A 24,771-nucleotide genomic window follows, 5' to 3' on the forward strand; every position below is an offset into this window, starting at 1 on the left:
GTCACAGCGTCTTCCACGTGATGGCACGCTTGTTGGACCGCGGCTTGGTGCCGGGCCTGGTGCCGGCTCCCCGGGTGAGAAGCTGCTCGGAGTCGGCACCGTCGCGCAGTTGTTCGAGCAGGTAGTCAGGATCGATGTTGGTGCCGATCGGGTTGTCGTTGAATTCTCTGCTGTTGAAGTAGTCCGCCGTCTGCTGGGCGGTGGGGAAGTTCTCGGTCTGGAACTCCAGCCGGATCCCCTCGGGGTCCTCGTAGTACAGGCTGGTCGTCGGCCCGTGGTTGATGGCCCACACCGGGGTGATACCGACGCCCTTGAGCCGTTCGTAGGTCAGCATCAACTTCTCGATGGAGACGAAGGTGAAGGCCAGGTGGTCGATGCCGTATGTCTTTCGGCGCCAGCGCGATAGAGGAAACGCGTAGCGCACGGGTGGGGGAAGTTTGACCAGAGCCAGCCGATGGCTCTCGTGATCCCACGTGAGGAAGGCGATCTGGTCGTCTTCGTGGACCACTCGGGCCCCGAAGACGTGGCCGTACCACTCGATCATCTCGGCGCTGCGCGCCGTCTTGACGACCCAGTGCGCGATGAAATCGGGCACCAGGCGATCGGGAAGATCACCGAGGTCCGGTGCCGTGGTGACGGTGTCGGGCTCGTCCGAATGGGACGGCTGCAGAGGATTGGGTGTTGCACTCATGAGTTCGAACTCCTGTCTGTGGTGATGGTGGTCCGTTGTGTGCCCAGGTCGAGGGTCCCGGCGGCATTGCGGATCGAGGCCGTCACGACGTCACCGGGCTGCAGATAGGGCTTGCGTCGATTCATCCTGACGAAGGCGGCCCACAGCTTGTCCTCCGGCAGCAGCGCGGTGGCGAGCCGGCGGACCACGGCGGGTGGCGAGCCTGCCACGATGCCGTGCGGCGTGCCGGTCAGCAGGACGTCACCGGGATCGGAGTTGCAGAATTCGCTCATTTCCGTGAGGGTTTCGGCGGGTTTGTAGACCATGTTGGCGGTGTTGTCGGTCTGCCGGCGCGACCCGTTGACCTCCAGTCGCAGCTCGAGATCGTCCAGCAGCGGAAAGTCCTCAGGCTCGAGCACTGCAAGCACCGGCCCCAGGGGGCAGAACCCGCGATAGCTCTTGCCTTTCAGGAACTGTCCCTGCGGCAGCTGGACGTCGCGTGCCGAAAGGTCGTTGGCGATGGTGACACCAAAGACGTACTCGGGCAGGTTCTCGTTGGTGATCGTCACCGGTGCATCGACGGTTCCGCGCAGCACCAAAGCGAGTTCGATCTCGTAGTCGAGCAGGGTCACGTGCGCTGGGCGGATGACCGGGTCGCACGGTCCGGTCACGGCGGCGTCAGTCTTGTCGAAGAACAGGTTGAAATCTCGCGCGTCGGGGTCCATCCCGGATTCGATGGCATGTTGGCGGTAATTCGCCCCCTGGCACATCACCCGGCACGGAACGGTGACCGGGGAGAGCAGGTCGACGTCGTCCAGCCCGATGTCCCCGGGGTGTGCCATGGCCGCCGTCCAGTCGGCGCGGCCGCGTTGGATCAGATCCGCGGTACGCGGATAGTCACCGCTGAGCGGCGAGATACGGTCGCCCATGAGGACACCCCACGACGCACGCTCGTTGCGCGAATATCGGACGAGGTGGACGACCATCGACGGCTCCCGATCTGCCGGTCCCTCGACCGGCTCGATGACCAGTCAACTGTTGAGCCGACCCGTGGCGCCTGGTCTCTGATCCAGGATCAACGCGCAAGTCTGAGCGCTCAGTCCAATGCGGGGGATGTTCTTTCCAGCACGGCGTCGCCGAGCTCGTCGACGAGGGTGAGCGCGGCGTGCAACTGGAGGCGGCGAATCGTCGCGGGCCGGCCGCGCAGCTGCTCGGCGCGTTGCACCCGGTAGGCGACGGTGTTCCTCGCGACTTGCAGGTCGGCTGCAGCGCCGGCCAGGCTCCTGTCCCGGTCGAGGTAGCACTTCAGAGTGTCACGCACGGTTCTCACCGCTTCGGCGCTGCCCGCGAGGTCCCCGAGTTCACGCGCGACGAACTCCCGAGCGGCGGCTAGGTCGCTGCTCAGCATCGCCACGATGTCCAGATCCTCGTAGCGATACACGTGGTTCGGCCGCGTCGACATCGATCCGATGCGGGCGGCCTCTGCTGCCCGGCGATGACTCTCGCGAAAGCCCTCGATCCCCGCGCCGGCGGTGCCGACCGCGATGCGCACACCGGGCGGCGTCGCTGCCGCGGGCCTCACGGCTTTGGGGGGCGTCGCCGTCCGTGAACCCCAGGCCCACAACCGCTGTGTACCGATGGGGTGCACGAGCGTCGACACGCACCCAGCCGCGGTAAGAGTTTCCACCGCCACCGTTTTCAGTTGTGCCGGTTCCGCGGATGCTGCCGGACCGGTCCAGACGATGACGCCGAGGTGCCATCTGTTCAGGTCGTAACCGAGAACCCGGACAGCTCTGTCCGTCGGCAACGGGGTTCCCGCCAGCAGGTCCTCCACGATCTGTGCGCGGAGCGCGACCGAGCCCGCCACCCACTCGTCGTGGGCGCGAGTGTATTCCGCGGCCATGTGCGTGGTGAGGACGTCGACGATGCCGAACAGCGCCTCGTTGATCCGCCGCATCTCGGTGAACCGCTCCGTCTCCGGAACAAGACGTTCGGCGGCGTCGAGCAAGAATGCCACCGCGGTCGAGTGAGCGAGGTGAATGCTCCGCAGCATGTGCTCGATGCCAATACCGCGGGCCACCACTTCCATCGGTCCCGTGAGGACCTCCGGCATCTGCGCGAAAGATACGTCGTCGTCGAGGGCGACGAGGGCGAGCGCACCCAGCGCGACGGCTTCACAACCCTTCGCGATCTCATCCGCGACCACGTCCACCGCGAGCTCGGGTATGGCGGCGGTGACACGGGACGCCATGAGCGCACCCAGTTCGACGGCCCAGCCTGCGGGGCCGGGGCCCAGCGCCTCGGCGAGCAGCTGCGCGCGCTCGGGCAGCACGGAACTACCCGGAAAAGCCTCTGGCGCAAGCGGTCCGAGTTTGGCGAACCACGGCTTGATCCGTGTCGTCGGGTCGTCGTCAGGCAAGGGCGATCGGCAGCGTCGCCCATCCGCGCAGGACGCGGGTGTCCCGTCGTCGGCCGCCGTCGGTCAGGGTTGCGTTCGGATGGCGATCGAAGAAGGTGCGCAGGCCTACTGCACCCTCCGACCTCGCCAGTGCTGCGCCCAGACAGAAGTGCCGGCCCCCGGAGAACGACAGGTGCCGCCCGGCGTTGTCGCGGGTCACGTCGAAGGTGTGGGAGTTCGGGAAGATCTCGGGGTCCCGGTTGGCGCCGGCCAGGTACAGCACGACCGCGTCGCCCGTTCGGATCGGGTGTCCCGCAATCTCGCTGTCGGCCACGGCGATGCGCGCGGTGAGTTGCACAGGAGATTCGAGCCGCAGGATCTCCTCGACGGCGTTGGGCCACAGGTCGGGCTGTTCGCGCAGCAGATCCAGTTGATCAGGGTGGCGTAGCAACAGCTCGATCCCGTTGCCGAGCAGGTTCACCGTGGTCTCGAAACCCGCGGCCAGCACCAGACCGGCAGTGGCGAGCAGCTCCGAGTCATCGAGCCGGGTGCCGTCGTCGGTGGCCTCGATGAGCTGACTCATCAGATCGTCTCCCGGCGAGGCCCGCAACTGTCGAATGTGGTCGGTCAACCACTTCGTGAAGCTGCTGAGGCCCTCCTCGACGCGAAGGAACTGCGGCCACGACAACCCGATGTCCAGGCTGGGGGCTGCGAGTTCGCCGAACCGCAGGATCTGTGGCCGATCCTGTTCGGGCACCCCCAGGATGTCGCCGATCACCGTCACCGGCAGCTGCGAGCAGTACCGTTCGACGATGTCCACCACACCGGACTCACCGTCGAGATCTTTGATCAGCTCCACTGCCGTTGACTCGATGCGTTCCTGCAGCGCCGACACCGCGCGGGCGGTGAAGACCGAGGAGACAGTCTTGCGGTAGCGGGTGTGCTCGGGCGGTTCCACCGACAACAGCGATGGTGGCAGGAGCGGGTGGATGCGACCCCGGGTGCGCAAGCGTTCCTCGATCCGGCCGAGGAACGCGGGCAGCGAGTTACCGCTGGATGTGACGGCGAAATCGTCGGAGCGCAGGACCTGGTGCACCACGCCGTGGTCGGCCGTCAACCAGGCCGCGCGGGCCCGGGCGAGCCGCCCGTGGCGGCGGATCTCTTCGGAGAACTCGCCGGGGTTCGCACGGACGGCGGGGTCGGCGATCAGCCTGCCTTGCAGGTCGCCGCGGCGGGCCCCGACCGTGGTCAGGGCGCGGATGACGCCGTGCAGGGTCAACCAGTGCAGGCGCTGCCGAACGGTCATGTCCCCAGAGTAGAGAGTGCGAGCACCGACTACTTGGATCACAGTCCAAGTAGCCACGCGCGAAGTGAGTTTCCAGACCTAGGGTCGGTGTCGATCGGTTGTCGTCAAACGCTGACGTGTGGGCGGTGTTCTGCCCGGAACAAGGAGCGTCTCGGCTGGCGATAAATCGATGTCGCGACCGTGTCTCAGCGCCTTATCGTCGGCAACATGCAGGTCCGGGTCCACGACGACGCCGAGAGCTTCTCTGCCCTCGCCCATCCGCTGTACGCGCGCGAGCCGATCCGCCACACCGTCGAACTGACGGCGCTCGCCGCCGGCGTCGCCGACGATGCGCTGCTCATGACGATTCACGAGGGTCGCGATGTCATCGGTGCCGCGATGCAGACTCCGCCGTATCCCTTGCTGGTCAATGGCCTGCCGGTCGAATCCGTGGACAGCGCGGTCGAAGTGGTCGCGAGGGGTCACCCCGACTTGTGTGGGGTCCGTGGTCTGCGCGAGCGCGCCCAGTGCTTCGCGGCCAGATGGCAATCGACGGTGAACGCGGGCAGCGTCGTCAACGTCGAGGAGATGCTGTACCGGTTGAGCACCCTGCGTCCGCCGGTCGGTGTGTCCGGAACGCAGCGCCTCGCCACGGAAGCCGATCACCCGCTGCTCGCCGCGCGCGTGGAGGACTTCTTCGTCGAGGCATTCCAAGAGAAGCGCGACGAGGACGCCGGGCTGCGATACGTCGAAGACGCTGTGGCCGTGGGCAATCGGTTCGTGCTCTGGACGGTCGACGGCGATCCGGTGAGCATGGCGATGTTGCGTGCGCCCGCGTCGGGAGTCTCGCGGATCGGCCCCGTCCACACGCCCGTGGCGGCCCGCGGGCACGGGTTCGGATCGGCGGTGACGGCAGCGGCGGCGCAGTTGGCTCGTGACGAGGGGGTGCCCGAGGTGGTGCTCTTCGCCGACCTGGCCAACTCTGTGTCGAATGCGATCTACCGCCGCATCGGCTTCGAACCGGTCAACGAGAACATCCGCATCGACTTCGTCCCGCCATGACGCCGCGAGTGCACGGTTTCTGATGAAAATATGCCGTTTTCCATCAGAAAGCGTGCACTCGGCGAGACGACTAGGGCAGCTGTCGTCGGGTCAGCAACCCCTCGGTGAGGTCGCGGCGCACCTGCTCGATCATCGACCGCGCGCGAAGCGGCGGGCTGCTCGAATGTGACTGCAGCGCAACGCCGGCGATGAGGTCTGCCAGTGCTCCCACCGATGACCACCGCGGTTCCCAGCCCAGTTCGGTTCGGGCGCGGGAGCAATCGAGCAGCGGGACACTGAACGCCAGATCCAACCACCCGCGGTCGATCGGTTGCAGCCCGACCCGCCACGTGAGATCGGCGAGCGTACCGAGCACGCGGGACGGCACGTGAAGCTGGAAGGAGCCCAACACCTGCGCCACCTCGGCGCGGGTGATCGGCGGGTCGGCGGCCAGGTTGAACGCGCCGGTGGCACGCCGTTCGAGTGTGCGCAGGATCGCGGCGGCGACATCGTCGGCGTGGATCAGCGGGATGCACAGTCGGCGATCCAGGGGCAGCACCGGGAGCAACGGCACGGCGATCATCGGAACCCACCCCGGCAGTGCGTAGCGCATCAACCCGCTGGCCGCAGCGCGCTGGACGATGAAACCCGGTCGCATGCGGGCGATCCGGATACCGTCCGAGTCGTGCTCGCGCTCGTAGTCGTTGAGCAGCTCCTCGGCAGCGGACTTGTCCCGGCTGTACGGCGAGGACGGAATACCCGACGTGACCCAGGATTCGTCGACGCGCCGGGTGTACCGCCCTGCGGCGTAGGTGCCAACAGACGACATGTGGATCAGGTGCGGGACCGCGACCTGATGGGCCGCCTGCAACACGGCCAGGGTTCCTCCGACGCCCAGCCGCGTCAGATACTCGGTGTTGCGGGTCGGCTGGAACCCCCACGCGAGGTGCACGATGGCGTCGGCGCCTTTGACGATCGGCATCAGGCGTTGCGCCGCATCGGGTTCGGTGAGATCCAGTTCCTGCCAATCGACGTCCCGATAGACGCCGTCGGCGTCGGGTGGACGCCGCACGACGCCGACGATGTCCCACTCCGGTGCCTCGTCGGCGAAGCGGCGCAGCAGCGCTGTGCCGACGTTGCCGGATGCGCCGGTGATGACGACGCGCATCGCGTCAGGCCGTCGCCGCGGGACTGTCCGGCACCGGCAGCGAATCGGCGCTCGCCGACGACCGTGCCCGGTCCCGCCGGCGCGCGATGATCAGTGCGCCGGTCAGCAGCGTCGCAGTGAGCAGCGTGGGCACGAACAGGAATTGCGCCAGCGCGACCCTACGTTGGATTTTCAGCCCCGTGCGGGCCGCGGACCGGGTCTTGCTGGTGACGCTCATCTCTGCCTCCGCTTCGTGAGTGTGCGTCGGCCATACCCGGGTCATCGGTCTCGCAAACGCCGTCACCGGACTCCTGCGGGTGGAACGTGACATCGACGCGTTGGAAACCTTTGGCTTGCTGAGCTTCCGCCTGTCCGGCGTACATCTTGCGGTCCGCCTCGGTCAGCTCGACGTTGTCCGTGAACGGGGTCAGCAGGGCGCGCGGGTGCAACTGATCGACGCGCACCGCGTTGATCTCTGCGCAGATCAACAGCGTCGTCGACACCAGGTACAGGAACGCCAGCAGGCCGAGCACGATGGCGAACACGCTGTTGGTCGCGCTGGCCGAGCTCAGCACGTGCGCGACGTAGGCGGCGCCGAACCATTGCAGCAGCTGCCAGAGCACCGCGGCAGTGATCGCCCCGGGCAGCACATCGCGATAGCTCAACGGCCGCACGGTGGTGACCCGGAACGCGGCGACGATGACCGCCGTGTTCAGCGCCAGCGACGCGAGCACCACCCCGGTGGTGCCCAGAACACCCAGACCGGCCCAGGCCCGGCCGACAGCGGTCAGCACGGTCGTCGCGATGACCGCCGAGCCCAGCACGAACAGCAGCAGCAGGCTGTACAGACGCGCCCGAATCGGGTCCGGGCGGGTGTACCGCGGTACGGCCCACACGATGTTCATCGCGTTCTGCAGCGCGTTGCCGACGCCGAGACCGCCGTACAGGGCGCCCGCGATACCGATGATCACCGCGGTGGTGCCGCCGCTGAGCGCCTCAGGTTGGCTGAGCTGGTCACTGATGACCGGGAACTGGTCGATGGCGGCGTTGACGATCTGCTCGCGCCACTCCGGTCGGCCGGAGAGCACCACGCCCAGCACCGTGGTCAGGAGCAGAAGCAGGGGAAACAGCGAGACGAAGGCGTAATAGGTGATGAGGGCGGCGAGGTAGCCGGCCTGATCGTCGACGTACTTGTAGACGACGGCGATCGTGAACCCGGCCGCTCGGCTGCGTTGTTGCAGGCGATCCAGCCACTTGACCATCGTGTGACCTCCCACGCCTTCACGGCCCTGCGCCGCTGCGGGGATACCCGCTCACCTGCTGATTCACTCCCGCCGTCCGCGCGAGCGGCGCAGCCTGCGGCCGCGGCGGCGCAGCTCGTTCTCGCTGGTGATGTTCTTCTCGATCGCGGTGGTGTCGCGCAGAGGCAGCTGAAGGTCGTCCTCGGCCCTCATACCCGCCTGCAGTTGACGACCACGCTCGAGCTCGGAATCGACCTCGGCGCCGAACAGCAGAGCGAGGTTGGTCAGCCACAGCCACAGCAGGAACACGATGACACCCGCCAGCGTGCCGAAGGTCTTGTTGTAGCTGCCGAAGTTCGCTACGTAGAGGCCGAACAGCAGCGACGCGACGATCCAGGTCAGGATCGCGATCGCCGCTCCGACGCTGATCCAGCGGAATTTCGGCTGCTTGACGTTGGGGCCGGTGTAGTAGAGCGTCGCGACGCCCACGACGACGAGCACCAACAGAACGGGCCACCGCGCGACGTTCCAGATCGCCAGTCCGGTTTCTCCGATGCCCAGCCGGGCACCGACGACTTCTGCGACGGGTCCGCTGAGCGCGAGCAGGAAGGCGGCGACGGCCACGACGATCAGTCCGGCGAGGGTCAGCCCGAGCTGCTGTAGACGCAGCTTCCACGCCGGCCGGCCTTCCTCCACCTCGTAGATGCGGTTCATCGCGCGGCCGAACGCGCCGACGTATCCGGATGCCGACCACAGCGCACCGAGGAGGCCGGCGACCAACGTGAACCCGGCCGAGGGTGCGTTGACCAGTTGTTCGAGCGGCTGACGCAACACGTCGACCGCAGCGCCGGGACTGACGTCGTCGACGATCCCGAGGATGGTGTCGGCGGTGCGCTCACCCTGACCGAACACCCCCAGCAGCGACATCACCACCAGCAGCGCGGGGAACAGCGACAGCACCGCGTAATAGGTGAGGGCCGCGGCGAGATCCATGCACTGGTCGCGGGTGAACTCGCCGACGGTTTGCCGCAGCACGTACCGCAGCGACGGCCGTGTCAGTTCGGTCGGTGACTCCGGCTTGCTGGGGTCGTCGGGGGCAGGGCGGGTCTCGTCGTCGGGCGGCGGCGTGCGGTCGACGGCCGGCGCTACCGGGCGTGGCGGGTGTGCCGGGCGCGACGACCGCGTCAGCGCACCGGTCGCCAGCCCTGCCAGAAACGCTCCGGCCAGCGCCACGGGGCTGCGTCGCGACCTAGGTGCCTGGACCTGCTGCTGCATGGGCCGTTAGTGCCCCGCCCTCTGCGCGGGCAAACGCGCTTGCCAGAAGGCTTCAGAATGCGTAGCGGATACGACATTCCGGAAGGGTCGCGCCGATCAGGTCGGTCAGCTGGTCGACCCACCGGCCTTTCCACCCTGACTTGTAGCGCACGTTCCACTGGCCGCTCTCGCTGCGTTTGACCTGCTGCAGATCCGGGCGCCACAGCAGCTCCTCGCCGCGGGGATGCCAGCCGAGGTTGACGTCGTGCAGGCCTTCGTTGTGCGTCAGGAAGATGATCTCGGCCGCCAGCTGGCCGCGGGTTCGTGCGCTGGTGCCGTCCGCCACCTGCGTCAGCAGTTCGGCCCAGTCGGCCAACCAGTTCTCGTGCACGATGACCGGACTGAAGTTCAGGTGTACCTCGTAGCCGGCGTCGACGAAGTCGTCGAGCGCGGCGATACGGTCGGCGATCTTCGACGTGCGGACGTCAACGATGCGTGATGTGTCGGACGGCATCAGGCTGAAGCGGATGCGGGTGCCGCCGCGTGGGTCGTAGGTCAGCAGCTCGGAGTTCACCAGTTTCGTGGCGAAACTCGCTTTGGCGTTCGGCAGGCGCGCGAACAGGTCGACGAGGTCGCGCACGTTGTCCGAGACCATCGCGTCGACCGAGCAGTCGCTGTTCTCCCCGATGTCGTACACCCAGTCGACCGGATCACATTGATTCGGAACGGTTTTGGTGCCCTGGCGACGTGCGTGCCGCTCGAGGTAGCCGGTGATCTTCTCGATGTTGGCGAACACGGTGATCGGATTGGCGTAACCCTTGCGCCGCGGCACGTAGCAGTACGAGCAGGCCATCGCGCAGCCGTTGGACGTCGACGGCGCGATCCAATCGCTGGAGCGCTCGTTGCGACGCGCGCTCAGGCTCTTCTTCTCGCCCAGCACCAGCACTTCACGCTTGTTGCGCACCCAGTCCTCGACATTTCCCTCGTTGCCGTACAGGCCGGGAATCGCCTGGTGCGAGAGGACCTCGATGCGTTCGGCGTCGGGATGGCGGTCGAGTACCTGGCGGGCGCGGGGGAAGCGTCCGATGTCGGGCTCGTGGAAAATCCGTCTGACGTCGAGCAGCCGGCCGGCAAGGGGTTCGGGGGTCCGGCGGTTCACCGACAGACAACGACCATCGGGACGCGCGGGTTCCTGGTTTGTCGGGTAACGCAGCGGGCACTCAAACGCACATGACGGAACCGAAGACCGAACCCTCCACCGGGGAGTTGTTGGGTCAACTGTCTGCTCAGACGTCGCGGCTCATCCGCGACGAGTTGCGGTTGGCGCAGAAGGAAATGCAGGAGTCGGCCAAGCATGCCGGCAAGGGCGCCGGTCTGGCCGGTGCGGCCGGGCTGCTCGCAGTCCTCGGCCTGGCCACGTTGATCGCCGCGGCGGTGGCCGCGCTGTCTCTGGTGCTGCCGGTGTGGGCCGCGGCGGTGATCGTGGCCGTGGTGGTGTTCGCCGTGGCAGGCGTGGCCGCGCTCATCGGCAAGAAGCAGGTCGACAAGGTGCCGCCGCCGGCAGCCGTCGCGGTGGACAGCGTCAAGACGGACATCACCGAGTTGAAGGCCCACACGAAAGGCGCTCGCCATGGCAGCACAGCCTGATCAGCGGCCTGAGCCGGGCCCCGATGCGGGAATCGGCGAGATCGAGGCCGACATCGAGCGCACCCGCGCCGAACTCGGGGAGACCGTCGGTGCGCTGACCGACAAGCTGGACGTCAAAGGGCGCGCTCAGCAGAAGGTCGCGGACACCAAGGAGTCGGTGGCACAACGCAGCCACGATGCCGTCGACACCGTCAGGGCGAAGCCTGCTTTCCCGGTTGGGGCGATGGTCGCGATCGTGGCGACGGTCGGCGTTCTGATCTGGTTGCGGCGCCGGAACTGACGGATCACTCCTTCTCGGTCAACTCCGGCGAGTTCTCCCGCGTGGCCATGCCGCCTTCCTTGCCGTGATCGGCAGGTCCCGGCCGGTCTTTGTCGTCTGCGTGCTCGTCGTGCTCTTTGGTCATCACGTCCCCTCCTGACCGTCCCAGGCTATCGGCCGGGCGTACGCTGACCCACCGTGATCGACATCGCGCTGAGCGACATGCGGGACTGGTTCGGCTTCGGCGTGGCGGGCAATTTCGCCGGTCATCTCGAGCAGGCCGGCGAAGCCGTGGACTTCGTCAACGTGGCCAGCGAGGGTGAGGCGCCCAAGGGCATCTTCCCGTGGTACGCGCCGGGCTTCGACACCTTCCTCGGCGAGTTCCCGCTCTCCAACGACGAGACCCGCCTGCCCCCCGAAAGCCCCGAATTCTCAGGCCCACTCAACCTGCAGATCGAGCCCGAGGTCGGGCTGGCCTGCCGGGTGGTGTGGCGGGGCGACACTGTGGTCACACTGCAGCCGTTCGCGCTCGGCGCGTTCAACGACTGCTCGATCCGCCGGCCCGGCGCCAAGAAGATCAGCCACAAGAAGAACTGGGGACCCGCGTCCAAGGGGGTGTCCCGCTCGTTCTTCGAGATCAGCGATCTCACCCCGGACGGGCCGACCGCGACGCTGCGCTTGGTCTGTCTGCTCCACTCCGATGGCGAGGAGCACACCTATGGCGTCGACAGCCCCGTGATCGGCTACTCCTACTACGGGGAGGTGCTGCTCGACTGGATCGTGGAACGGCTCGCCAACCAGAAGGGGTCCGACGACACCCCGCTCGAGGACGTCGGCGCTCTGATGGTGGCCAGCGGGCACCCCGAGAACGTGCTGATCGGGATCGGGGCCACCCGCTACACCGAGCTCGGCGAGAGCACGTTCCTCAAGTCCGGCGACGACGCCATCGTGCGCGTCTACGACACCGCCGACGACGCAGCGGCCGAGCTGCGCCAGACCGTGCGGTAAGGAGCGCCTCGAGCGGTCCACATCACACCCGGGGTCGGGCCCGGAATTTTTCGCGCGGTCAGCGGCATTCATCCAAGTGTCGTCATCGGGGCGGCCACGACGGAGGAGACCGAGATGACCGATCAGCACACCGTTCGACGGGCTCTCCTCCTGGGCGGTATCGGCGCGGTCGCGGCCGCCGGACTCATCGGTCCCGGCGCAGCGAATGCGCATGCCGCGGAATCCTGCTCCGACGTCGCAGTGGTCTTTGCGCGCGGCACCGCGGAGCCGGCCGGGCTCGGTCGGGTCGGGCAGGCGTTCGTCGACGATCTGCGCGCAGAGCTGGGCGGGCGCAGCGTCACTGCGGCGCCGGTGAACTATCCGGCGTCCTACGACTTTCTGCAGTCCGCCCCTGCCGGCGCTGATGATGCCAGTGCCCAGATCCAGGCCACCGCCGCCCGCTGTCCCGATACCCGCATCGTGGTGGGCGGGTATTCGCAGGGCGCGGCGGTGGTGGACCTGATCGCCGGCGATCCCGCGGCCACCTTCGGTTTCGGGCGACCGATGCCGGCCACCGTCGCAGACCACGTCGCGGCCGTCGCGGTGTTCGGCAACCCCGCGGGGCACATCGGCCGAAGCCTCACGACCTCGAGTCCCCTCTACGGTGCCAAGACCATCGACCTGTGCAATGGCGCAGACCCGGTGTGCTCCGCCGGTGATGATCGGGCCGCGCACAGCAACTACGTGCAGGCCGGCTTGGTCTCGCAGGCAGCCGATTTCGCCGCCGGACGAGTGAAGGCCCCGGCGCCGGCCGGCGTGCTGGTCGACACCGCCGGCACCGTCGGCTGACGATTCAGCCCGCCCAGTGTCCGCGGCGTGCCACAGTGCACTGTGCACACGAGCGTCGCGGTCATCGGAGCCGGACCCGGCGGTCTGGTCGCGGCGCGTTGGCTCGCCGCCGAGGGCTTCGACGTTCACCTCTTCGAGAAGGGGCAGCAGCTGGGTGGCCAGTGGACGGGAACGCCCGGCACCAGCGGTGTCTGGCCGCAGCTGTACACCAACACCAGCCGTGTCCTGACCGCGTTCAGCGACCTCCCTCACGACGGGACCGAGACGTTCATGGCGGCTCCCGAGATCCTGTGGTATCTGCGCCGCTACGCTGACATGTTCTCATTGGTCGAACGAATCCGGTTGTGCACCAGAGTCACTCGCGTCAGCCGTGACGGTGACCGGTGGTCCGTCGAGACAGCGGACGGCGCCGAGGAATTCGACCGGGTCGTGATCGCGAGTGGGCGTTTCCAGACACCCGCGCTGCCGACGGTGCCAGGCCTGTCGACCTTCAGCGGGCCGGCGGGAGTGCGGTCCACGTTCGACTACCGCAGCGTCGAACCCTACCGAGGTAAGCGCGTTCTGGTCGCGGGCTGCGCTGTCAGCGCTCTCGAGGTCGCCACTGAGCTCGTCCATGGCGGCGCGGCCGCGGTGACGGTGACGCAGCGCCGACAGCGCTACGTACTGCCGAAATTCGCCGCCGGGGTGCCGTCCGACCACCGCATCTTCACCCGGTACGGCGCCCTGGCCGCCGAACGTCTTCCCGTGGCCGAAGTCGATCGTCAGCTCAAGGCGATCGTCACCGCCGCCGGTGGCAGTCCCGAACAGTACGGGGCTCCCGCGCCCGATCCGTCGCTGTTCGCCGCCGGGGTCACCCTCAGTCAGCACTATCTGCCGCTGGTCGCCGAGGGACGCATCGACATCCGGCCATGGCTTCAGACGGTGTCCGGTCCCGACGTCACGTTCGCCGATGGGGCGACCGAGCAGTTCGACGGGGTCCTGTTCGGCACCGGCTTCCGGCTGGATCTGCCCTTCCTCGCCGACGAGATCCGCACGACCCTCGGTGTCGACGACGTGCATCTGGAGGCCGATCGTTACACCTTCCATCCCGATCTGCCGGGGTTGGCGTTCGTCGGGATGTGGGACCAGTCCGGTGGCTACTTCGTGCCCCTAGAGCTGCAGGCCCGGTGGTTGGCCTACACCTGGTCGGGTCGTCTACCGGCCGACGTCGCGCAGCAGCGCGCGGCCGTCGATGCCTACCGGACCCGCCGCGGCCTGCCGCAGAAGACACGAATGAACATCGCCGCCATCGGTTTCGCGCGCGCTGCGGGCTGCGAACCGCAGCTCGATCGCTGGCCGGACCTCCGGCGTGCCCTGCTGTTCGGGCCGCTCCCAGCAAGCTGCTTTCGGTTGGACGGACCGGACGCCTTGCCCGGCGCCGCCGCGCAATTCGTCCGTGACGCAGCGGCGTTCGGAGCGATCACCTCGCCCGACTTCACCGATCGCGAACAGGTCGACTGGGATCTGCTGCAGAAATACTGAACACAACCTGCCTCCCATTAGCATTGCTGAGGTGGAGCAGGTGGACACCGGTCAGCTGGCCGCCCTGGCGGCGGTCGTCGAGTTCGGCAGCTTCGACGCGGCCGCCGCCCACCTGCATGTCACGCCGTCGGCGATCAGCCAGCGGATCAAGGCCCTCGAACAGCGCACCGGTCAGGTCCTCGTGATCCGCGAAAAACCCTGTGTGGCAACACCGGCAGGTGCGCCGCTTCTTCGGCTGGCAGCCCAGACCGCGTTGCTGCAGGCCGAGGCGCTGGCGGAGATGCGCGGCGGATCGGCCGAGACGATGCGTGTCTCGCTGGCAGTCAACGCCGACTCGATGGCGACCTGGTTCACCGGTGTCTTCGTCCGGCTCACCGACGCGCTGCTCGACGTCCGCATCGAGGATCAGGATCTGTCCGCACGTCTGCTCCGCGAGGGTGTGGTGATGGGCGCGGTGACCACGGAGAGCGCCGCGGTGCCGGGGTGCCGCGTCGAACCTCTCGGCATCATGCGCTACCGACCGGTGGCCACCCGTGCGTTCGTGGAACGGCACCTGCCGGACGGGTTCACCGCCGCGGCCGCCGCGCAGGCACCGTCGCTGGCGTGGAACCGGGACGATGCGCTGCAGGACCAACTCGTCAGGCAGGTTTTCGGCGCGGATGTGCGCCGCCCCGTGCATTACGTGGCGACCGCAGCGGGGTTCGGAGCCGCCGTGCACGCCGGGCTGGGTTGGGGCATGTATCCCGAGCAATTGATCGACGCGTCCTTCGTGCAGTTCAGCGACCAGCATCTCGACGTCCCGCTGTACTGGCAGTGCTGGAAGCTCGACAGCGCCACAGTCGCTCTGGTGACCGACGCGGTGAAGTCGGCGGCGGCGGGCCTGCTGCCGCCCCGGTGAGGCCGGCCGGGGACAATCGTGGCCATGGATGCGCGGGTTCGGGTTCGGATCCTCGGCGTCGGGATGGGGCCCTCCCAGGTGACGTCCGAGGTCGCCGCTGCGCTGAGGTCGGTCGACTACGTGCTCGCGGCCGACAAGGCCGGCCCCGAGACCGACCCTCTGCTCGACCTGCGCCGGGCGATCGTCGACGCGTTTCCCGGACCGGACGGCCCCGCCGAGGTGATCGCAATCAGCGATCCGCCGCGCGATCGCTCGGCCGGGCTGAGCACGCCGCAGTACGAAGCCGCGGTCGCGGACTGGCACGCGGCGCGCGCCGCTCGCTACGCCGAGGTGCTGCGGAGCCGCGGCGGAACGGCCGCATTTTTGGTGTGGGGCGATCCGTCGCTGTACGACTCCACCATCCGCATCGTCGAGCACGTGCGGGGACTCGGGGTCGAGCTCGACTACGACGTGCTGCCCGGCGTGAGCGCTCCTGCGCTGCTGGCGGCGCGGCACCGTATGGTGCTGCACGAGGTCGGACGGTCCGTGCACATCACCACCGGTCGGCGCCTGCAGGAGGCGGTCGCCGCGGGACTCGACAACATCGTCGCCATGCTCAACCCGCCGCCGCACCGCCTGGATCTCACCGGGCTCGACGACTGGACCATCTGGTGGGGCGCCAATCTCGGCGCACCGGGGGAGCGGCTGCTGACCGGCCGACTCGGTGATGTCGCACCGCTGCTGTCCGACGCGCGTGCTGCCGCAGCGGACATCGATGGGTGGGTGATGGACCTGTTCCTGCTGAGGCGCTCCTGATGGCCGGTCTCCTGATCGCCGGCACCACCAGCGATGCGGGCAAGACGCTGGTCACCACCGGGTTGTGCCGGGCGCTCACGCGCCGCGGCATCCGCGTCGCCCCCTACAAGGCGCAGAACATGTCGAACAACTCGATGGTTGCCGACGGGTGTGTGGAAATTGGTCGCGCGCAATGGATTCAAGCGCTGGCAGCCGGTGTCACGCCCGAGCCGGCGATGAACCCGGTGCTGCTCAAACCGGGCAGTGACCGCCGCAGCCACGTTGTGCTGATGGGCCGGCCGTGGGGCGAGGTGTCCTCGGCGGATTGGCTGGAGGGGCGCCGGGCCCTGGCCGTCGCCGCCCATGCCGCGTACGACGATCTGGCGTCCCGTTATGACGTCATCGTCGCCGAGGGCGCCGGCAGCCCCACCGAGATCAACCTGCGCGCAGGCGATTACGTCAACATGGGGCTGGCCCGCCACGCCGGAATGGCCACCGTGGTGGTCGGCGACATCGACCGGGGCGGGGTGTTCGCCGCGTTCCTCGGCACCGTCGCATTCCTGTCGCGTGAGGATCAGGCCCTGGTCGCCGGGTTCGTCGTGAACAAGTTCCGCGGCGACCTGGCGTTGCTGAGACCCGGCCTCAACTCACTCCAGAGAAGCACGGGAAGAACGGTGTTCGGAACACTGCCGTGGCAACCCGACGTGTGGCTGGACTCCGAGGACGCGCTGGACCTGACGGCGGTCCGACGGCCGAGGGCGGGGGCCCGCCGGGTGGCCGTGGTCCGGCTGCCCCGGATCAGCAACTTCACCGACGTCGACGCGCTGCGGCTGGAGCCCGAGCTCGACGTGGTGTTCGCCTCGCACCCCAGCGCCCTGGCCGATGCCGATCTGATCGTGCTTCCCGGCACCAGATCCACGATCGCCGACATGGCGTGGCTGCGCTCGCGCGGACTGGCCGACGCCATCATCGCCCACGCGGCGACCGGCCGCCCGCTGCTGGGCATCTGCGGCGGATTCCAGATGCTCGGCCGGGTGGTGCGCGACCCCGCGGGTGTCGAGGGTGAAGCGACCGAGGTGCCCGGTCTGGGACTGCTCGACGTGGAGACCGACTTCGTGGCCGAGAAGACACTGCGGCTACCGCACGGAAATTGGCTCGGCGCAGCGGCATCGGGCTACGAGATCCACCACGGACGGGTCACGGTGTCCGACGCCGCGCACGATTTCCTCGCGGGTGCACGCCGCGGCGCAGTCTTCGGCACGATGTGGCACGGCGCCCTCGAAGGCGACGCACTGCGCAGCCGGTTCCTCCACGAGACGTTGGGGATCGCGCCGTCGGGGGTTTCGTTCGCCGCGGCGCGGGAGAGTCGGTTGGATCGTCTCGGAGACCTCGTCGAGGAGCATCTCGACGTCGATGCCCTTCTCGATCTGGCGCGGCGAGGCGCGCCGGCCGACCTGCCGTTCCTGCCGCCGGGGGCGCCGTGAGAATCCTGCTGCTCGGGGGCACCGCCGAAGCTCGGGCCCTGGCCGACATCCTCACCGCCACCGACGATGTCACCACCTCCCTGGCGGGCCGCGTCGCGGATCCCCGGCTACCGGTCGGGGAGGTGCGCATCGGAGGCTTCGGCGGCATCGACGGCTTGCGTTCTGCGCTGGCACATTTCGATGCCGTCGTGGATGCCACACACCCCTTCGCCAAGACCATCTCAGCGAACGCGGCCGTGGCCTGCGCGCAGGGCGGCGTACCGCTGCTGAGGTTCGAGAGGCCGGGTTGGGCCGACCGCACGCGCGACTCCTGGCACTGGACGGACTCCCACGACGAGGCCGCGGCGGCGGCCGCCCGGCTGGGGCGGCGGCCGTTCCTCACCGTGGGCCGGCAGGAACTCGCCCGCTTCGTCCCCGCGCTGCGCGAGCACGCCACGCTCGCCCGCGTGGTGCAGGCCCCCGATGAGACGCTGCCGCCGAACTGGCACCTGGTCCTGAGCCGCGGCCCGTACGCGCTGGCCGGCGAACTGGAGCTGATGCGCAACCATGCCGCCGACGTGCTGATCACCAAGGATTCCGGTGGCGAGTTCACCTGGCCCAAAATGGAAGCCGCAGAGCAGCTCGGCGTCCCGGTCGTCATCGTCGCTCGCCCGGCGCGCGCGGTCGACGTGCCCACCGTCTCGGACATCGCTGACGCCGTCGCCTGGGTACGCGCGCTCTCTACGATGAACCGGTGAGGATCCTCGTCACCGGCGGTGTCCGCTCGGGCAAATCGCGACACGCCGAGGAGCTGGTCGCCGACGCCGGTGCGGTGACCTACATCGCGCCGGGCCGGCCCGCCGACGGCAGCGACCCCGACTGGGATGCGCGCGTGCACGCGCATCGCGCCCGCCGGCCCCCGCATTGGTCCACCGTCGAAACCTCCGACCCCGTCAGCGTTCTCGACGGCGAGGAAGGCCCCGTGCTGCTCGACTGCCTGAGCACGTGGGTGGTCGCCGTCGTCGACGAGGCCCGATTGTGGGAAGTGGAATCGGCCAGGGTGCATGACGTCGTCGGCGCCCGCACCGACGCGCTGTGCGAGGCGCTGCAGCGCGTCCCCCATGTGGTGGTGGTGACGAACGAGGTCGGCCTGGGCGTGGTGCCGGCGCATCGCTCCGGCGTGCTGTTCCGGGACCTGCTGGGCATGGTCAACCAGCGCGTCGCGGCCGTGTGCGACGAGGTGCACCTGGTGATCGCGGGCCGGGTGCTTCGCCTCTAAAGTCGCTCTGGATCACCGCGCCCGGTAACGCTCCTCGTGCACGACCGAATTGAGGGAGCTGCGGGCCCGCCAGCCGAAGCGTTCCAGATCGGGCACCTCGGGTACGTCCGCGACCGACCCGACGCAGAGCCAGGCCACCGGCCGAACGTGGGCGGGCATACCGACCAGGGTCCGCAGGAAGTCCTCCCGATAGAACGACACCCAGCCGACGCCGAGACCCTCGACGGTCGCTGCGAGCCAGAGGTTCTGGATCGCGCACACCACGGAGTAGAGGCCGGCGTCGGGGATGGCGTGGCGGCCGAGGACCTGCGAGCCGCCACGGGTGGGGTCGTAGCCGACCACGACACCGAGCCCAGATTCGCAGATGCCCTCGATCGTGATACGCGAAAACATCTCGGCGCGTTCACCTGTCAGTGTCGACGCGAACACCTCGCGCTCGGTGGCGACATGATCGCGGAATGCGCGCAAGGTTTCTCGCGAGCGCACCAGCACGAAGTCCCACGGCTGGCTCATGCCGACCGACGGGGCGGCATGGGCGGCCAGCAGAACGCGTTCGAGGACATCGTCGGGCACCGGTGCGCCGGTGAACTCTCGGCGCGTGTCGCGGCGCCGGCGGATCACGTCGTAGAGATCGCTCACGGTCGGATCGACCGATCACGCGCGGGGTCGTAGAGGTGACTTTCGCCGGCGCACGGATCGGCCTGGTCGGCCAGTGCGCGGCCGACGAGAATGACTGCGGCGTAGCGGAATCCGGCGTCCTGCACGGCGTCGGCGATGTCGGACACCGTGCCGGACAGCACGACCTCCTGCGGTTGCGAGGCCCGGTACACGACGACGACGGGGCAGTCCGGTCCGTAGTCGGGCGCCAGTTCGGCCATCAGCTCCCGGATGCGGGTGACGGCCAGGTGCAACACCAGCGTGGCACGGGTGGCGGCGAACGCGGCCAGCGATTCGGTCTCGGGCATCGCGGTGGACCGCTGCTGGGTGCGGGTCAACACCACCGACTGCGCGACCAGGGGCACGGTGAGCTCCCGCCCGACGCGTGCGGCGGCGGCCGCGTACGCGGGGACACCGGGGGTCACCGCCCAGGGCACGTCGGCCGCGTCGAGTCGGCGGGTCTGTTCGGACAGCGCGGAGTACACCGACGGATCGCCCGACACGAGCCGCACCACGCGGCGGCCGTCCCGGTACGCGGTGACGATGCGATCGACGATCTCGTCGAGGTCGAGATCGGCGGTGTCGGCGAGGTCGGCCGCGGGCGAACAGTGCGCGAGGACTTCCGGATCGAGGTAGCTGCCGGGGTAGAGCACGACGTCGGCGACGGCCAGCATGCGCGTGGCCCGCACCGTCAGCAGATCGGCCGCACCCGGACCGGCGCCGACGAACTGCACAGTCCGGTCGTCATCCATCGACCCGAAGTGTAGGGCAGGGCTCGGAAGTCACCGGCTCCTCCAAGCCACCGACGCGTCCCGTCGCGCGCACCGCGAGCGGACTCAGCGCCGCGACGACGGCGAACAGGGTCGCCGCGACGACGGCACCGGCGGGGCCGTGCGCATCGGTCGCCGCGCCGGCCGCAGAGGTGCCCAGCGCGGCACCGATCAGGGCACCGCTGTGCAGCCAGCCGAACGCCTCGGTGGCCACCTCGTCGTCGACGTCCTGCGACACCATGAAATACAGCGCCGACATCGCCGGCGCGAACCCCATGCCGGAGATGAACAGGGCACACATCTGCAGCGCCAACACGTGCGTGAGGCCGAACGACACGGTGCCCACCACCACGACAGAGAGCGCGGCGACGACGCCGCTCAGGCCCAGACGGCGGTGCCCGAACGTCAGACCGCCGAGCACCGATCCGACGCTCGCGAGCGCGATGGCGACACCCGCGGTCAGACCGCCGTTGCCGAGCTCGGCGACCACCCCGACCTCCAGTGCGGTGAACGAGCCGACGAGCGCGCCCCCGGCGACCATGGCCAACAGCACGCTGCGGCGCATCAGCACGCGGCCACGAGCACGGCCGCGGGGGCGTGAGCGCGGGCGCAGGCCCCGCGCGCTGGCCAGGAACCAGGCGGTGCCCACGGCGGTGATCGCGGCGGAGGCGATCAGCGGCATCGCGGTGGAGACCAGCGTCGACAGAGCCATCGCCGCGACGGGGCCGATGACCCAGATGATTTCCTGAGCCGTGGTGTCCAGCGCAAAGAGCGCACGCACGCCATCGCGCGGCAACATCTGCGGGTACAGGGCACGGACCACGGGCATCAGGGGCGGCACCGATGCTCCGACCAGCAGGCCGAGCGCCATCAAGGGCGGTCCGGAGAACGTCGCGCCGGCGAGTCCGAGCATGCCGGCGCCGTTGACCGCGGCGCACGCCGCCAGCGTCGCCGTCGTTCGATCACCGCGGCCGGCGAGCCGCGAAGTCAGCGGCATGGCGATGGCTTCGCCGACGGTCAGGCAGGCGACCACCACGCCGGCGGTGGCGTAGGAGCCGGTGCGGTGTTCGACGTGCACCAGGATCGCCAAGGACAGCATGCCGAGCGGCAGCCGTGCGAACAGCTGCGCGGCGGTGATGTTCGGTACGCGGGGGACGCGGAACAGTTCGCCGTAGATCCCCATGCCGGGGACTGTACCGTCCAGACGGTGCAGTGAACCACCGAGTTTTAGGCTGGGCCCATGTCCTCGCGGGATCGCATCCTCGATGCCTACGCAGTCCTGCTCGCCGAAGAGGGGGAGCGCTTCGCCACCATCGACGCGGTGGCGGCGCGGGCCGGGGTGTCCAAGGGCGGGGTGCTGTACCACTTCCCGTCGAAGGAACACCTCGCCGCCGCCGTATGCGAACGGCTGGACACACTCGCCGCCGAGGATGCGCGCGAGATGCGCACCGCCGCGGAGGGACCGGCCCGCTACTACGTGAGCTCGTCCCACTACGCAGGCACTCCGCTCGACCGGATCCTGGTCGCCGCGTCGCGGCTGCGGCAGGCCGGGGACACCCGAGCCCGCGCCGCCATCGAATCTGCGGCGCAGGAGTGGTTGTCGATCCTGCACGAGGCGATCGGCGACCTCGACACGGCCCGAGCGGTCAAGCTGATCGGTGACGGCCTCTACTACAACGCGCTGCACCGGGCGCTCGGTGGGCAACCCGTGGCGTCCGCTGCGGACGAGGGACTGCTCGCGGTGATCGACCGGATGGTCGCCGCCGCCGAACCCTGATTCAGCCGAGTGCGAACCGTCCGGCGAATCCGCGCAGGGGCAGGTCAGCGCTGGTCAGGATGCCCGGGGGAGCGGCGACGACGGCTGTGATGGCGTTGAGCGCGGGCATCCCGGTCACCGTCATACCGATGGACGCGAAGTTGGCGGGGTCGGACAGGTCGACGCCGGGCTTGGGGAAGATCATGTGTTTGTTGTAGATGCACGGATCACCCTTGATCTGAGTGATGTAGCAGCCCTTGATGTCCCAACTCGGATCGGTGTGCGGTGTCATCTGCCATTCGAGATGCGTTTCGATGCGCGGGATTCCGTCGACCGTTCCGATGTAGGAGATGTAGCTGCCGCCCACCGAACCCTTCGGTAATCGGTACCACCCCAGATCGACGTCTTCGGTGCACGCTCCCAATTCGAACTCGAATCTGACCTCGTCGAGTTCCAGCCCGAAGCAGTCGGCCATCATGTAGACGGAGTCGGCGAACACCTCCGTGTACTTGCGCAGCTTGCCCGGGATGCTCGGATCGTCGACGGGTAGGCCGTAGCCCACCTCGATCCAGGTCTCCTTGCTGTGATGGCATGACACGTCGACGGATTCGAGCGTGACGATGTTCTCGATCTCGGCGACATCGGCCGAGGCCACGACGCCGAGGATCTGGTTGAGGCCGGGGTTCATGCCGGTGCCGTAGAACGTCGATCCGCCCGCGCGACACGCATCGGCGAGCAGGTCGGTCACCTTCTTGCCGGAGTGGTGGGGATGGTTGGTGTCGCGGTGATACCCGGTGATCCAATCCGCGGTGGTGACGATGTCGATGCCGGCCTCCAGCACCTGCACGTAGAGATCCTCGTCGGGGAACACACCGTGGAAGGTCACGACATCCGGTGCGGCGGCGATGATCTCGTCGACCGTGCCGGTGGCGATGACGCCGTTGGGCGCCAACCCGGCGAGCTCACCGACGTCCTTGCCCACCTTCTCGGGCGAGTAGCAGTGCACGCCGATCAGTTCGAGATCCGGTTGGGTCGCGATGCGCTTGATCATCTCGGAGCCGACGTTGCCGGTGGCGACCTGGAAGACGCGTATCGGGGTGCTGTTCGTCATCTGCTGGTTCAGTCCTTCTGTCGGGCCGCGTTGACCTCGGCGGCGCTGCCGCCGATGCCGTCTGGGTAGAACTGGCGCGCCCACTCCCGGATCGCGGTGAAGCCCCGCATCTCCGAGGTGGCCAAAGCGGGTGGGTCCGAGTACCTCTGGTGCGACCAGATGTGGATGTCCTGCCTGAACTGGCGGATCACCTCGTTGCCGAACTGTTCGGCCTTCACGCGCGCCTTCTCGGGATCGCGGGGCGGCCGCTTCGGCTTGCCGATGTAGGTCATGAAGCGGACGTCGGACGTGCGATCGTCGACCGGGGTGATGCAGGAGATCGTCCGGTTGTCGATCATGCCCCAGCTCTTGGTCACCGCGATGCCGAGGCCGCCGTTGATGGCTTGCACGCCGCTGGTGACGTCGTCGATCGTCTGCTGCTCGTCTCCGTCGAAGGTGATCGTGAAATCGACGTAGGACACCGGTTGGTCGAAGTCGTGCCGCGTGAACACAGGATTGATCGGTGTCTCGTGGACGTAGCGGAAGTGCTCGACGTCGACGCCGTTCTCGAGCACGTACTGCGGGTGCATCTCGTGCCCTTGCTCGAACAGTCGCTGTTGGGGGTAGTAGTCGTCGGCGCTGGAACCGTCGCCGAAGCTGGCGAACACATCGGGCGCTGCGAAAAACGGCTCGCGGCCCGATGTGTCGTGCCAGATGTAGACGGAGGCATTGCGTTCCACCACCGGGAACGACGGAATCCGGCGACCCCGGTTCGGCCGCTTCTCATACGGGATGCAGACGTTGCGGCCCTCGGTGTTCCACTGCCACCCGTGGAAGGGGCACTGGATCACCTCGCCGATCACGCGGCCGCCGAAGCCCAGATGTGCGCCGAGGTGCTCGCAGTACGCGTGCATCACCGACACCTCACCGGCTTCGGTGCGCCACGCGATGAGGTCCTGGCCGAAGTAGTGCATGCGCTGGACGTCTCCGATGCCGATCTCATCGGACCACGCCACCTGGAACCATCCGGTCGGTGTCATCGACAACGGCGGCTTCGCCACAGCGATCCCCTTCCAGTATCGAGGATGACTCTATGAAAGCTTCATAGAAGAGTCAATGATTCTCGGTGATCCGGGGCTAGGATGGGCCGGTGCCGCAACCGGACAGCGCCGGCCGCACGGCGAACAGGCGCGGAATTGCCACGCGCCGAGCGTTGTTGAGCGCGGCCGTGGACGCGCTGGCCACCGGTGACCCCGCCGCGGTGTCGGCGAATCGGGTCGCGAAAGCCATCGGGGTCACGTGGGGAACCATCCAGTATCAGTTCGGTGACGCCGACGGTTTCTGGGCCGCGGTACTGCACCACACCGCGGAACGACGCGGTGACGTCGTCACCGCGTCGGAGACGGGGGCCTCCCTCCGCGACCGCGTCGCAGCGATCGTCGACACGCTCTACGACGGTCTGGAAGCGCCCGACTCGCGCGCCATCGAGAATCTACGGGCGGCGCTTCCTCGGGACCCGGCCGAGCTCGATCGGCTCTACCCCGCCACCGCTGCAGAGTTGCGCTCCTGGGGGCAGAGTTGGAACGACCTGTGCCAGAGAGCGTTTGCTGATCTCCGTGTCGATCCGCACCGCGTGCACAAGGTGGCGGTCTTCATCCCCGGTGCCATGCGGGGCCTGGTGTCGGAGAAGCAACTCGGGAGCTTCAACGATCTCGACGTCGCGCGAGATGGCCTCACGAGCGCCATCGTGGCCTACCTCGCGGGATCGGACACACCGGGCTGAGC

Annotated in this window: 28 protein-coding genes; 13 read left to right on the plus strand and 15 right to left on the minus strand. The window is 68.3% G+C overall.

Annotated elements, in window-relative coordinates:
• Nucleotide 1: 1 nt before the first annotated feature.
• From ACXYX3_RS01385 to ACXYX3_RS01400, 4 genes are all read right to left on the minus strand, one after another.
• Nucleotides 2-691, minus strand: coding sequence for a VOC family protein (locus ACXYX3_RS01385; RefSeq protein WP_458609845.1), 690 nt, complete (start codon nt 689-691; stop codon nt 2-4).
• Nucleotides 688-1,599, minus strand: a complete 912-nt coding sequence (locus ACXYX3_RS01390) for a fumarylacetoacetate hydrolase family protein (RefSeq protein ID WP_458609846.1) — start codon at nt 1,597-1,599, stop codon at nt 688-690. The genes ACXYX3_RS01385 and ACXYX3_RS01390 overlap by 4 nt, the downstream gene beginning before the upstream one ends.
• Nucleotides 1,600-1,766: 167 nt before the next feature.
• Nucleotides 1,767-3,089, minus strand: a complete 1,323-nt coding sequence (locus ACXYX3_RS01395; RefSeq protein WP_458609847.1) for a PucR family transcriptional regulator — start codon at nt 3,087-3,089, stop codon at nt 1,767-1,769.
• Nucleotides 3,082-4,374, minus strand: coding sequence for a cytochrome P450 (locus tag ACXYX3_RS01400; protein ID WP_458609848.1), 1,293 nt, complete (start codon nt 4,372-4,374; stop codon nt 3,082-3,084). The genes ACXYX3_RS01395 and ACXYX3_RS01400 overlap by 8 nt, the downstream gene beginning before the upstream one ends.
• A gap of 207 nt (nt 4,375-4,581) precedes the next feature.
• Between ACXYX3_RS01400 and ACXYX3_RS01405 the strand changes: the two genes are divergently transcribed.
• On the plus strand, nt 4,582-5,415 hold the full coding sequence (locus tag ACXYX3_RS01405) for a GNAT family N-acetyltransferase (RefSeq protein WP_458609849.1): 834 nt from the start codon (nt 4,582-4,584) through the stop codon (nt 5,413-5,415).
• Between the two features lie 70 nt (nt 5,416-5,485).
• Here the strand turns inward: ACXYX3_RS01405 and ACXYX3_RS01410 are convergent, their stop codons facing one another.
• From ACXYX3_RS01410 to ACXYX3_RS01430, 5 genes are all read right to left on the minus strand, one after another.
• Entirely contained in the window at nt 5,486-6,562 is a 1,077-nt protein-coding gene (locus ACXYX3_RS01410; protein WP_458609850.1) for an NAD-dependent epimerase/dehydratase family protein, read from the minus strand.
• Nucleotides 6,563-6,566: 4 nt separating this feature from the next.
• A complete protein-coding gene (locus tag ACXYX3_RS01415) occupies nt 6,567-6,695 on the minus strand; it encodes a hypothetical protein (protein WP_255730977.1) in 129 nt (42 codons plus the stop codon).
• 25 nt (nt 6,696-6,720) lie between these two features.
• The gene (locus ACXYX3_RS01420; protein ID WP_458609851.1) at nt 6,721-7,803 is read right to left on the minus strand and encodes a YihY/virulence factor BrkB family protein; all 1,083 of its coding nucleotides are present in this window, start codon (nt 7,801-7,803) and stop codon (nt 6,721-6,723) included.
• 63 nt (nt 7,804-7,866) lie between these two features.
• Complete coding sequence (locus ACXYX3_RS01425; protein WP_458609852.1) at nt 7,867-9,057, minus strand: YihY/virulence factor BrkB family protein; 1,191 nt, start codon at nt 9,055-9,057, stop codon at nt 7,867-7,869.
• Between the two features lie 52 nt (nt 9,058-9,109).
• A complete protein-coding gene (locus tag ACXYX3_RS01430; RefSeq protein WP_458609853.1) occupies nt 9,110-10,195 on the minus strand; it encodes a spore photoproduct lyase family protein in 1,086 nt (361 codons plus the stop codon).
• Nucleotides 10,196-10,266: 71 nt separating this feature from the next.
• On the opposite strand from ACXYX3_RS01430, the gene ACXYX3_RS01435 reads away from it, so the two are divergent.
• Nucleotides 10,267-10,683 carry a phage holin family protein gene (locus tag ACXYX3_RS01435; protein WP_458609854.1) on the plus strand — a complete coding sequence of 139 codons (417 nt, stop codon included), beginning with the start codon at nt 10,267-10,269 and terminating at the stop codon, nt 10,681-10,683.
• Complete coding sequence (locus ACXYX3_RS01440) at nt 10,667-10,963, plus strand: DUF3618 domain-containing protein (RefSeq protein WP_458609855.1); 297 nt, start codon at nt 10,667-10,669, stop codon at nt 10,961-10,963. Before ACXYX3_RS01435 ends, ACXYX3_RS01440 begins: the two co-directional genes overlap by 17 nt.
• A gap of 4 nt (nt 10,964-10,967) precedes the next feature.
• Here ACXYX3_RS01440 and ACXYX3_RS01445 read toward each other — a convergent pair whose 3' ends face one another.
• On the minus strand, nt 10,968-11,090 hold the full coding sequence (locus ACXYX3_RS01445) for a hypothetical protein (RefSeq protein ID WP_255731004.1): 123 nt from the start codon (nt 11,088-11,090) through the stop codon (nt 10,968-10,970).
• A gap of 50 nt (nt 11,091-11,140) precedes the next feature.
• Here ACXYX3_RS01445 and ACXYX3_RS01450 point away from each other — a divergent pair, with 50 nt between their 5' ends.
• The 8 genes from ACXYX3_RS01450 to ACXYX3_RS01485 all read left to right on the plus strand — a co-directional run bounded on the left by ACXYX3_RS01450 (nt 11,141) and on the right by ACXYX3_RS01485 (nt 18,713).
• On the plus strand, nt 11,141-11,950 hold the full coding sequence (locus ACXYX3_RS01450; RefSeq protein WP_458609856.1) for a DUF5718 family protein: 810 nt from the start codon (nt 11,141-11,143) through the stop codon (nt 11,948-11,950).
• 114 nt (nt 11,951-12,064) lie between these two features.
• Nucleotides 12,065-12,778, plus strand: a complete 714-nt coding sequence (locus ACXYX3_RS01455; protein ID WP_458609857.1) for a cutinase family protein — start codon at nt 12,065-12,067, stop codon at nt 12,776-12,778.
• A gap of 27 nt (nt 12,779-12,805) precedes the next feature.
• Complete coding sequence (locus ACXYX3_RS01460; RefSeq protein WP_458609858.1) at nt 12,806-14,299, plus strand: flavin-containing monooxygenase; 1,494 nt, start codon at nt 12,806-12,808, stop codon at nt 14,297-14,299.
• A 31-nt stretch (nt 14,300-14,330) separates the two neighbouring features.
• A complete protein-coding gene (locus tag ACXYX3_RS01465; RefSeq protein WP_458609859.1) occupies nt 14,331-15,197 on the plus strand; it encodes a LysR family transcriptional regulator ArgP in 867 nt (288 codons plus the stop codon).
• 24 nt (nt 15,198-15,221) lie between these two features.
• The gene (gene cobF, locus ACXYX3_RS01470) at nt 15,222-15,992 is read left to right on the plus strand and encodes a precorrin-6A synthase (deacetylating) (protein WP_458609860.1); all 771 of its coding nucleotides are present in this window, start codon (nt 15,222-15,224) and stop codon (nt 15,990-15,992) included.
• Nucleotides 15,992-17,455 carry a cobyric acid synthase gene (locus ACXYX3_RS01475; RefSeq protein ID WP_458609861.1) on the plus strand — a complete coding sequence of 488 codons (1,464 nt, stop codon included), beginning with the start codon at nt 15,992-15,994 and terminating at the stop codon, nt 17,453-17,455. Before cobF ends, ACXYX3_RS01475 begins: the two co-directional genes overlap by 1 nt.
• Entirely contained in the window at nt 17,452-18,192 is a 741-nt protein-coding gene (locus ACXYX3_RS01480) for a cobalt-precorrin-6A reductase (protein WP_458609862.1), read from the plus strand. Before ACXYX3_RS01475 ends, ACXYX3_RS01480 begins: the two co-directional genes overlap by 4 nt.
• Nucleotides 18,189-18,713, plus strand: coding sequence for a bifunctional adenosylcobinamide kinase/adenosylcobinamide-phosphate guanylyltransferase (locus ACXYX3_RS01485; RefSeq protein ID WP_458609863.1), 525 nt, complete (start codon nt 18,189-18,191; stop codon nt 18,711-18,713). Before ACXYX3_RS01480 ends, ACXYX3_RS01485 begins: the two co-directional genes overlap by 4 nt.
• 12 nt (nt 18,714-18,725) lie before the next feature.
• On the opposite strand, the gene bluB is transcribed toward ACXYX3_RS01485, so the two are convergent.
• From bluB to ACXYX3_RS01500, 3 genes are read right to left on the minus strand one after another with little or no spacing between them, the layout of a single operon-like run.
• Nucleotides 18,726-19,352: a 5,6-dimethylbenzimidazole synthase gene (bluB, locus tag ACXYX3_RS01490; protein WP_458609864.1), complete on the minus strand. Its 627-nt coding sequence runs from the start codon at nt 19,350-19,352 to the stop codon at nt 18,726-18,728.
• On the minus strand, nt 19,349-20,122 hold the full coding sequence (cobM, locus tag ACXYX3_RS01495; protein WP_458609865.1) for a precorrin-4 C(11)-methyltransferase: 774 nt from the start codon (nt 20,120-20,122) through the stop codon (nt 19,349-19,351). Before cobM ends, bluB begins: the two co-directional genes overlap by 4 nt.
• The gene (locus ACXYX3_RS01500) at nt 20,115-21,323 is read right to left on the minus strand and encodes an MFS transporter (protein ID WP_458609866.1); all 1,209 of its coding nucleotides are present in this window, start codon (nt 21,321-21,323) and stop codon (nt 20,115-20,117) included. The genes cobM and ACXYX3_RS01500 overlap by 8 nt, the downstream gene beginning before the upstream one ends.
• A 57-nt stretch (nt 21,324-21,380) precedes the next feature.
• Between ACXYX3_RS01500 and ACXYX3_RS01505 the strand changes: the two genes are divergently transcribed.
• Nucleotides 21,381-21,917 carry a TetR family transcriptional regulator gene (locus ACXYX3_RS01505; protein WP_458609867.1) on the plus strand — a complete coding sequence of 179 codons (537 nt, stop codon included), beginning with the start codon at nt 21,381-21,383 and terminating at the stop codon, nt 21,915-21,917.
• Nucleotide 21,918: 1 nt separating this feature from the next.
• Here ACXYX3_RS01505 and ACXYX3_RS01510 read toward each other — a convergent pair whose 3' ends face one another.
• Both ACXYX3_RS01510 and ACXYX3_RS01515 read right to left on the minus strand, forming a co-directional pair.
• Nucleotides 21,919-23,007, minus strand: a complete 1,089-nt coding sequence (locus ACXYX3_RS01510) for an NAD(P)H-dependent amine dehydrogenase family protein (RefSeq protein WP_458609868.1) — start codon at nt 23,005-23,007, stop codon at nt 21,919-21,921.
• 8 nt (nt 23,008-23,015) lie between these two features.
• On the minus strand, nt 23,016-24,047 hold the full coding sequence (locus ACXYX3_RS01515; RefSeq protein WP_458609869.1) for a Rieske 2Fe-2S domain-containing protein: 1,032 nt from the start codon (nt 24,045-24,047) through the stop codon (nt 23,016-23,018).
• A gap of 89 nt (nt 24,048-24,136) precedes the next feature.
• On the opposite strand from ACXYX3_RS01515, the gene ACXYX3_RS01520 reads away from it, so the two are divergent.
• Nucleotides 24,137-24,769: a TetR/AcrR family transcriptional regulator gene (locus ACXYX3_RS01520; RefSeq protein ID WP_241207489.1), complete on the plus strand. Its 633-nt coding sequence runs from the start codon at nt 24,137-24,139 to the stop codon at nt 24,767-24,769.
• Nucleotides 24,770-24,771: the final 2 nt, after the last annotated feature.

The organism is Mycobacterium sp. Panama NTM2 (genome assembly GCF_054355555.1).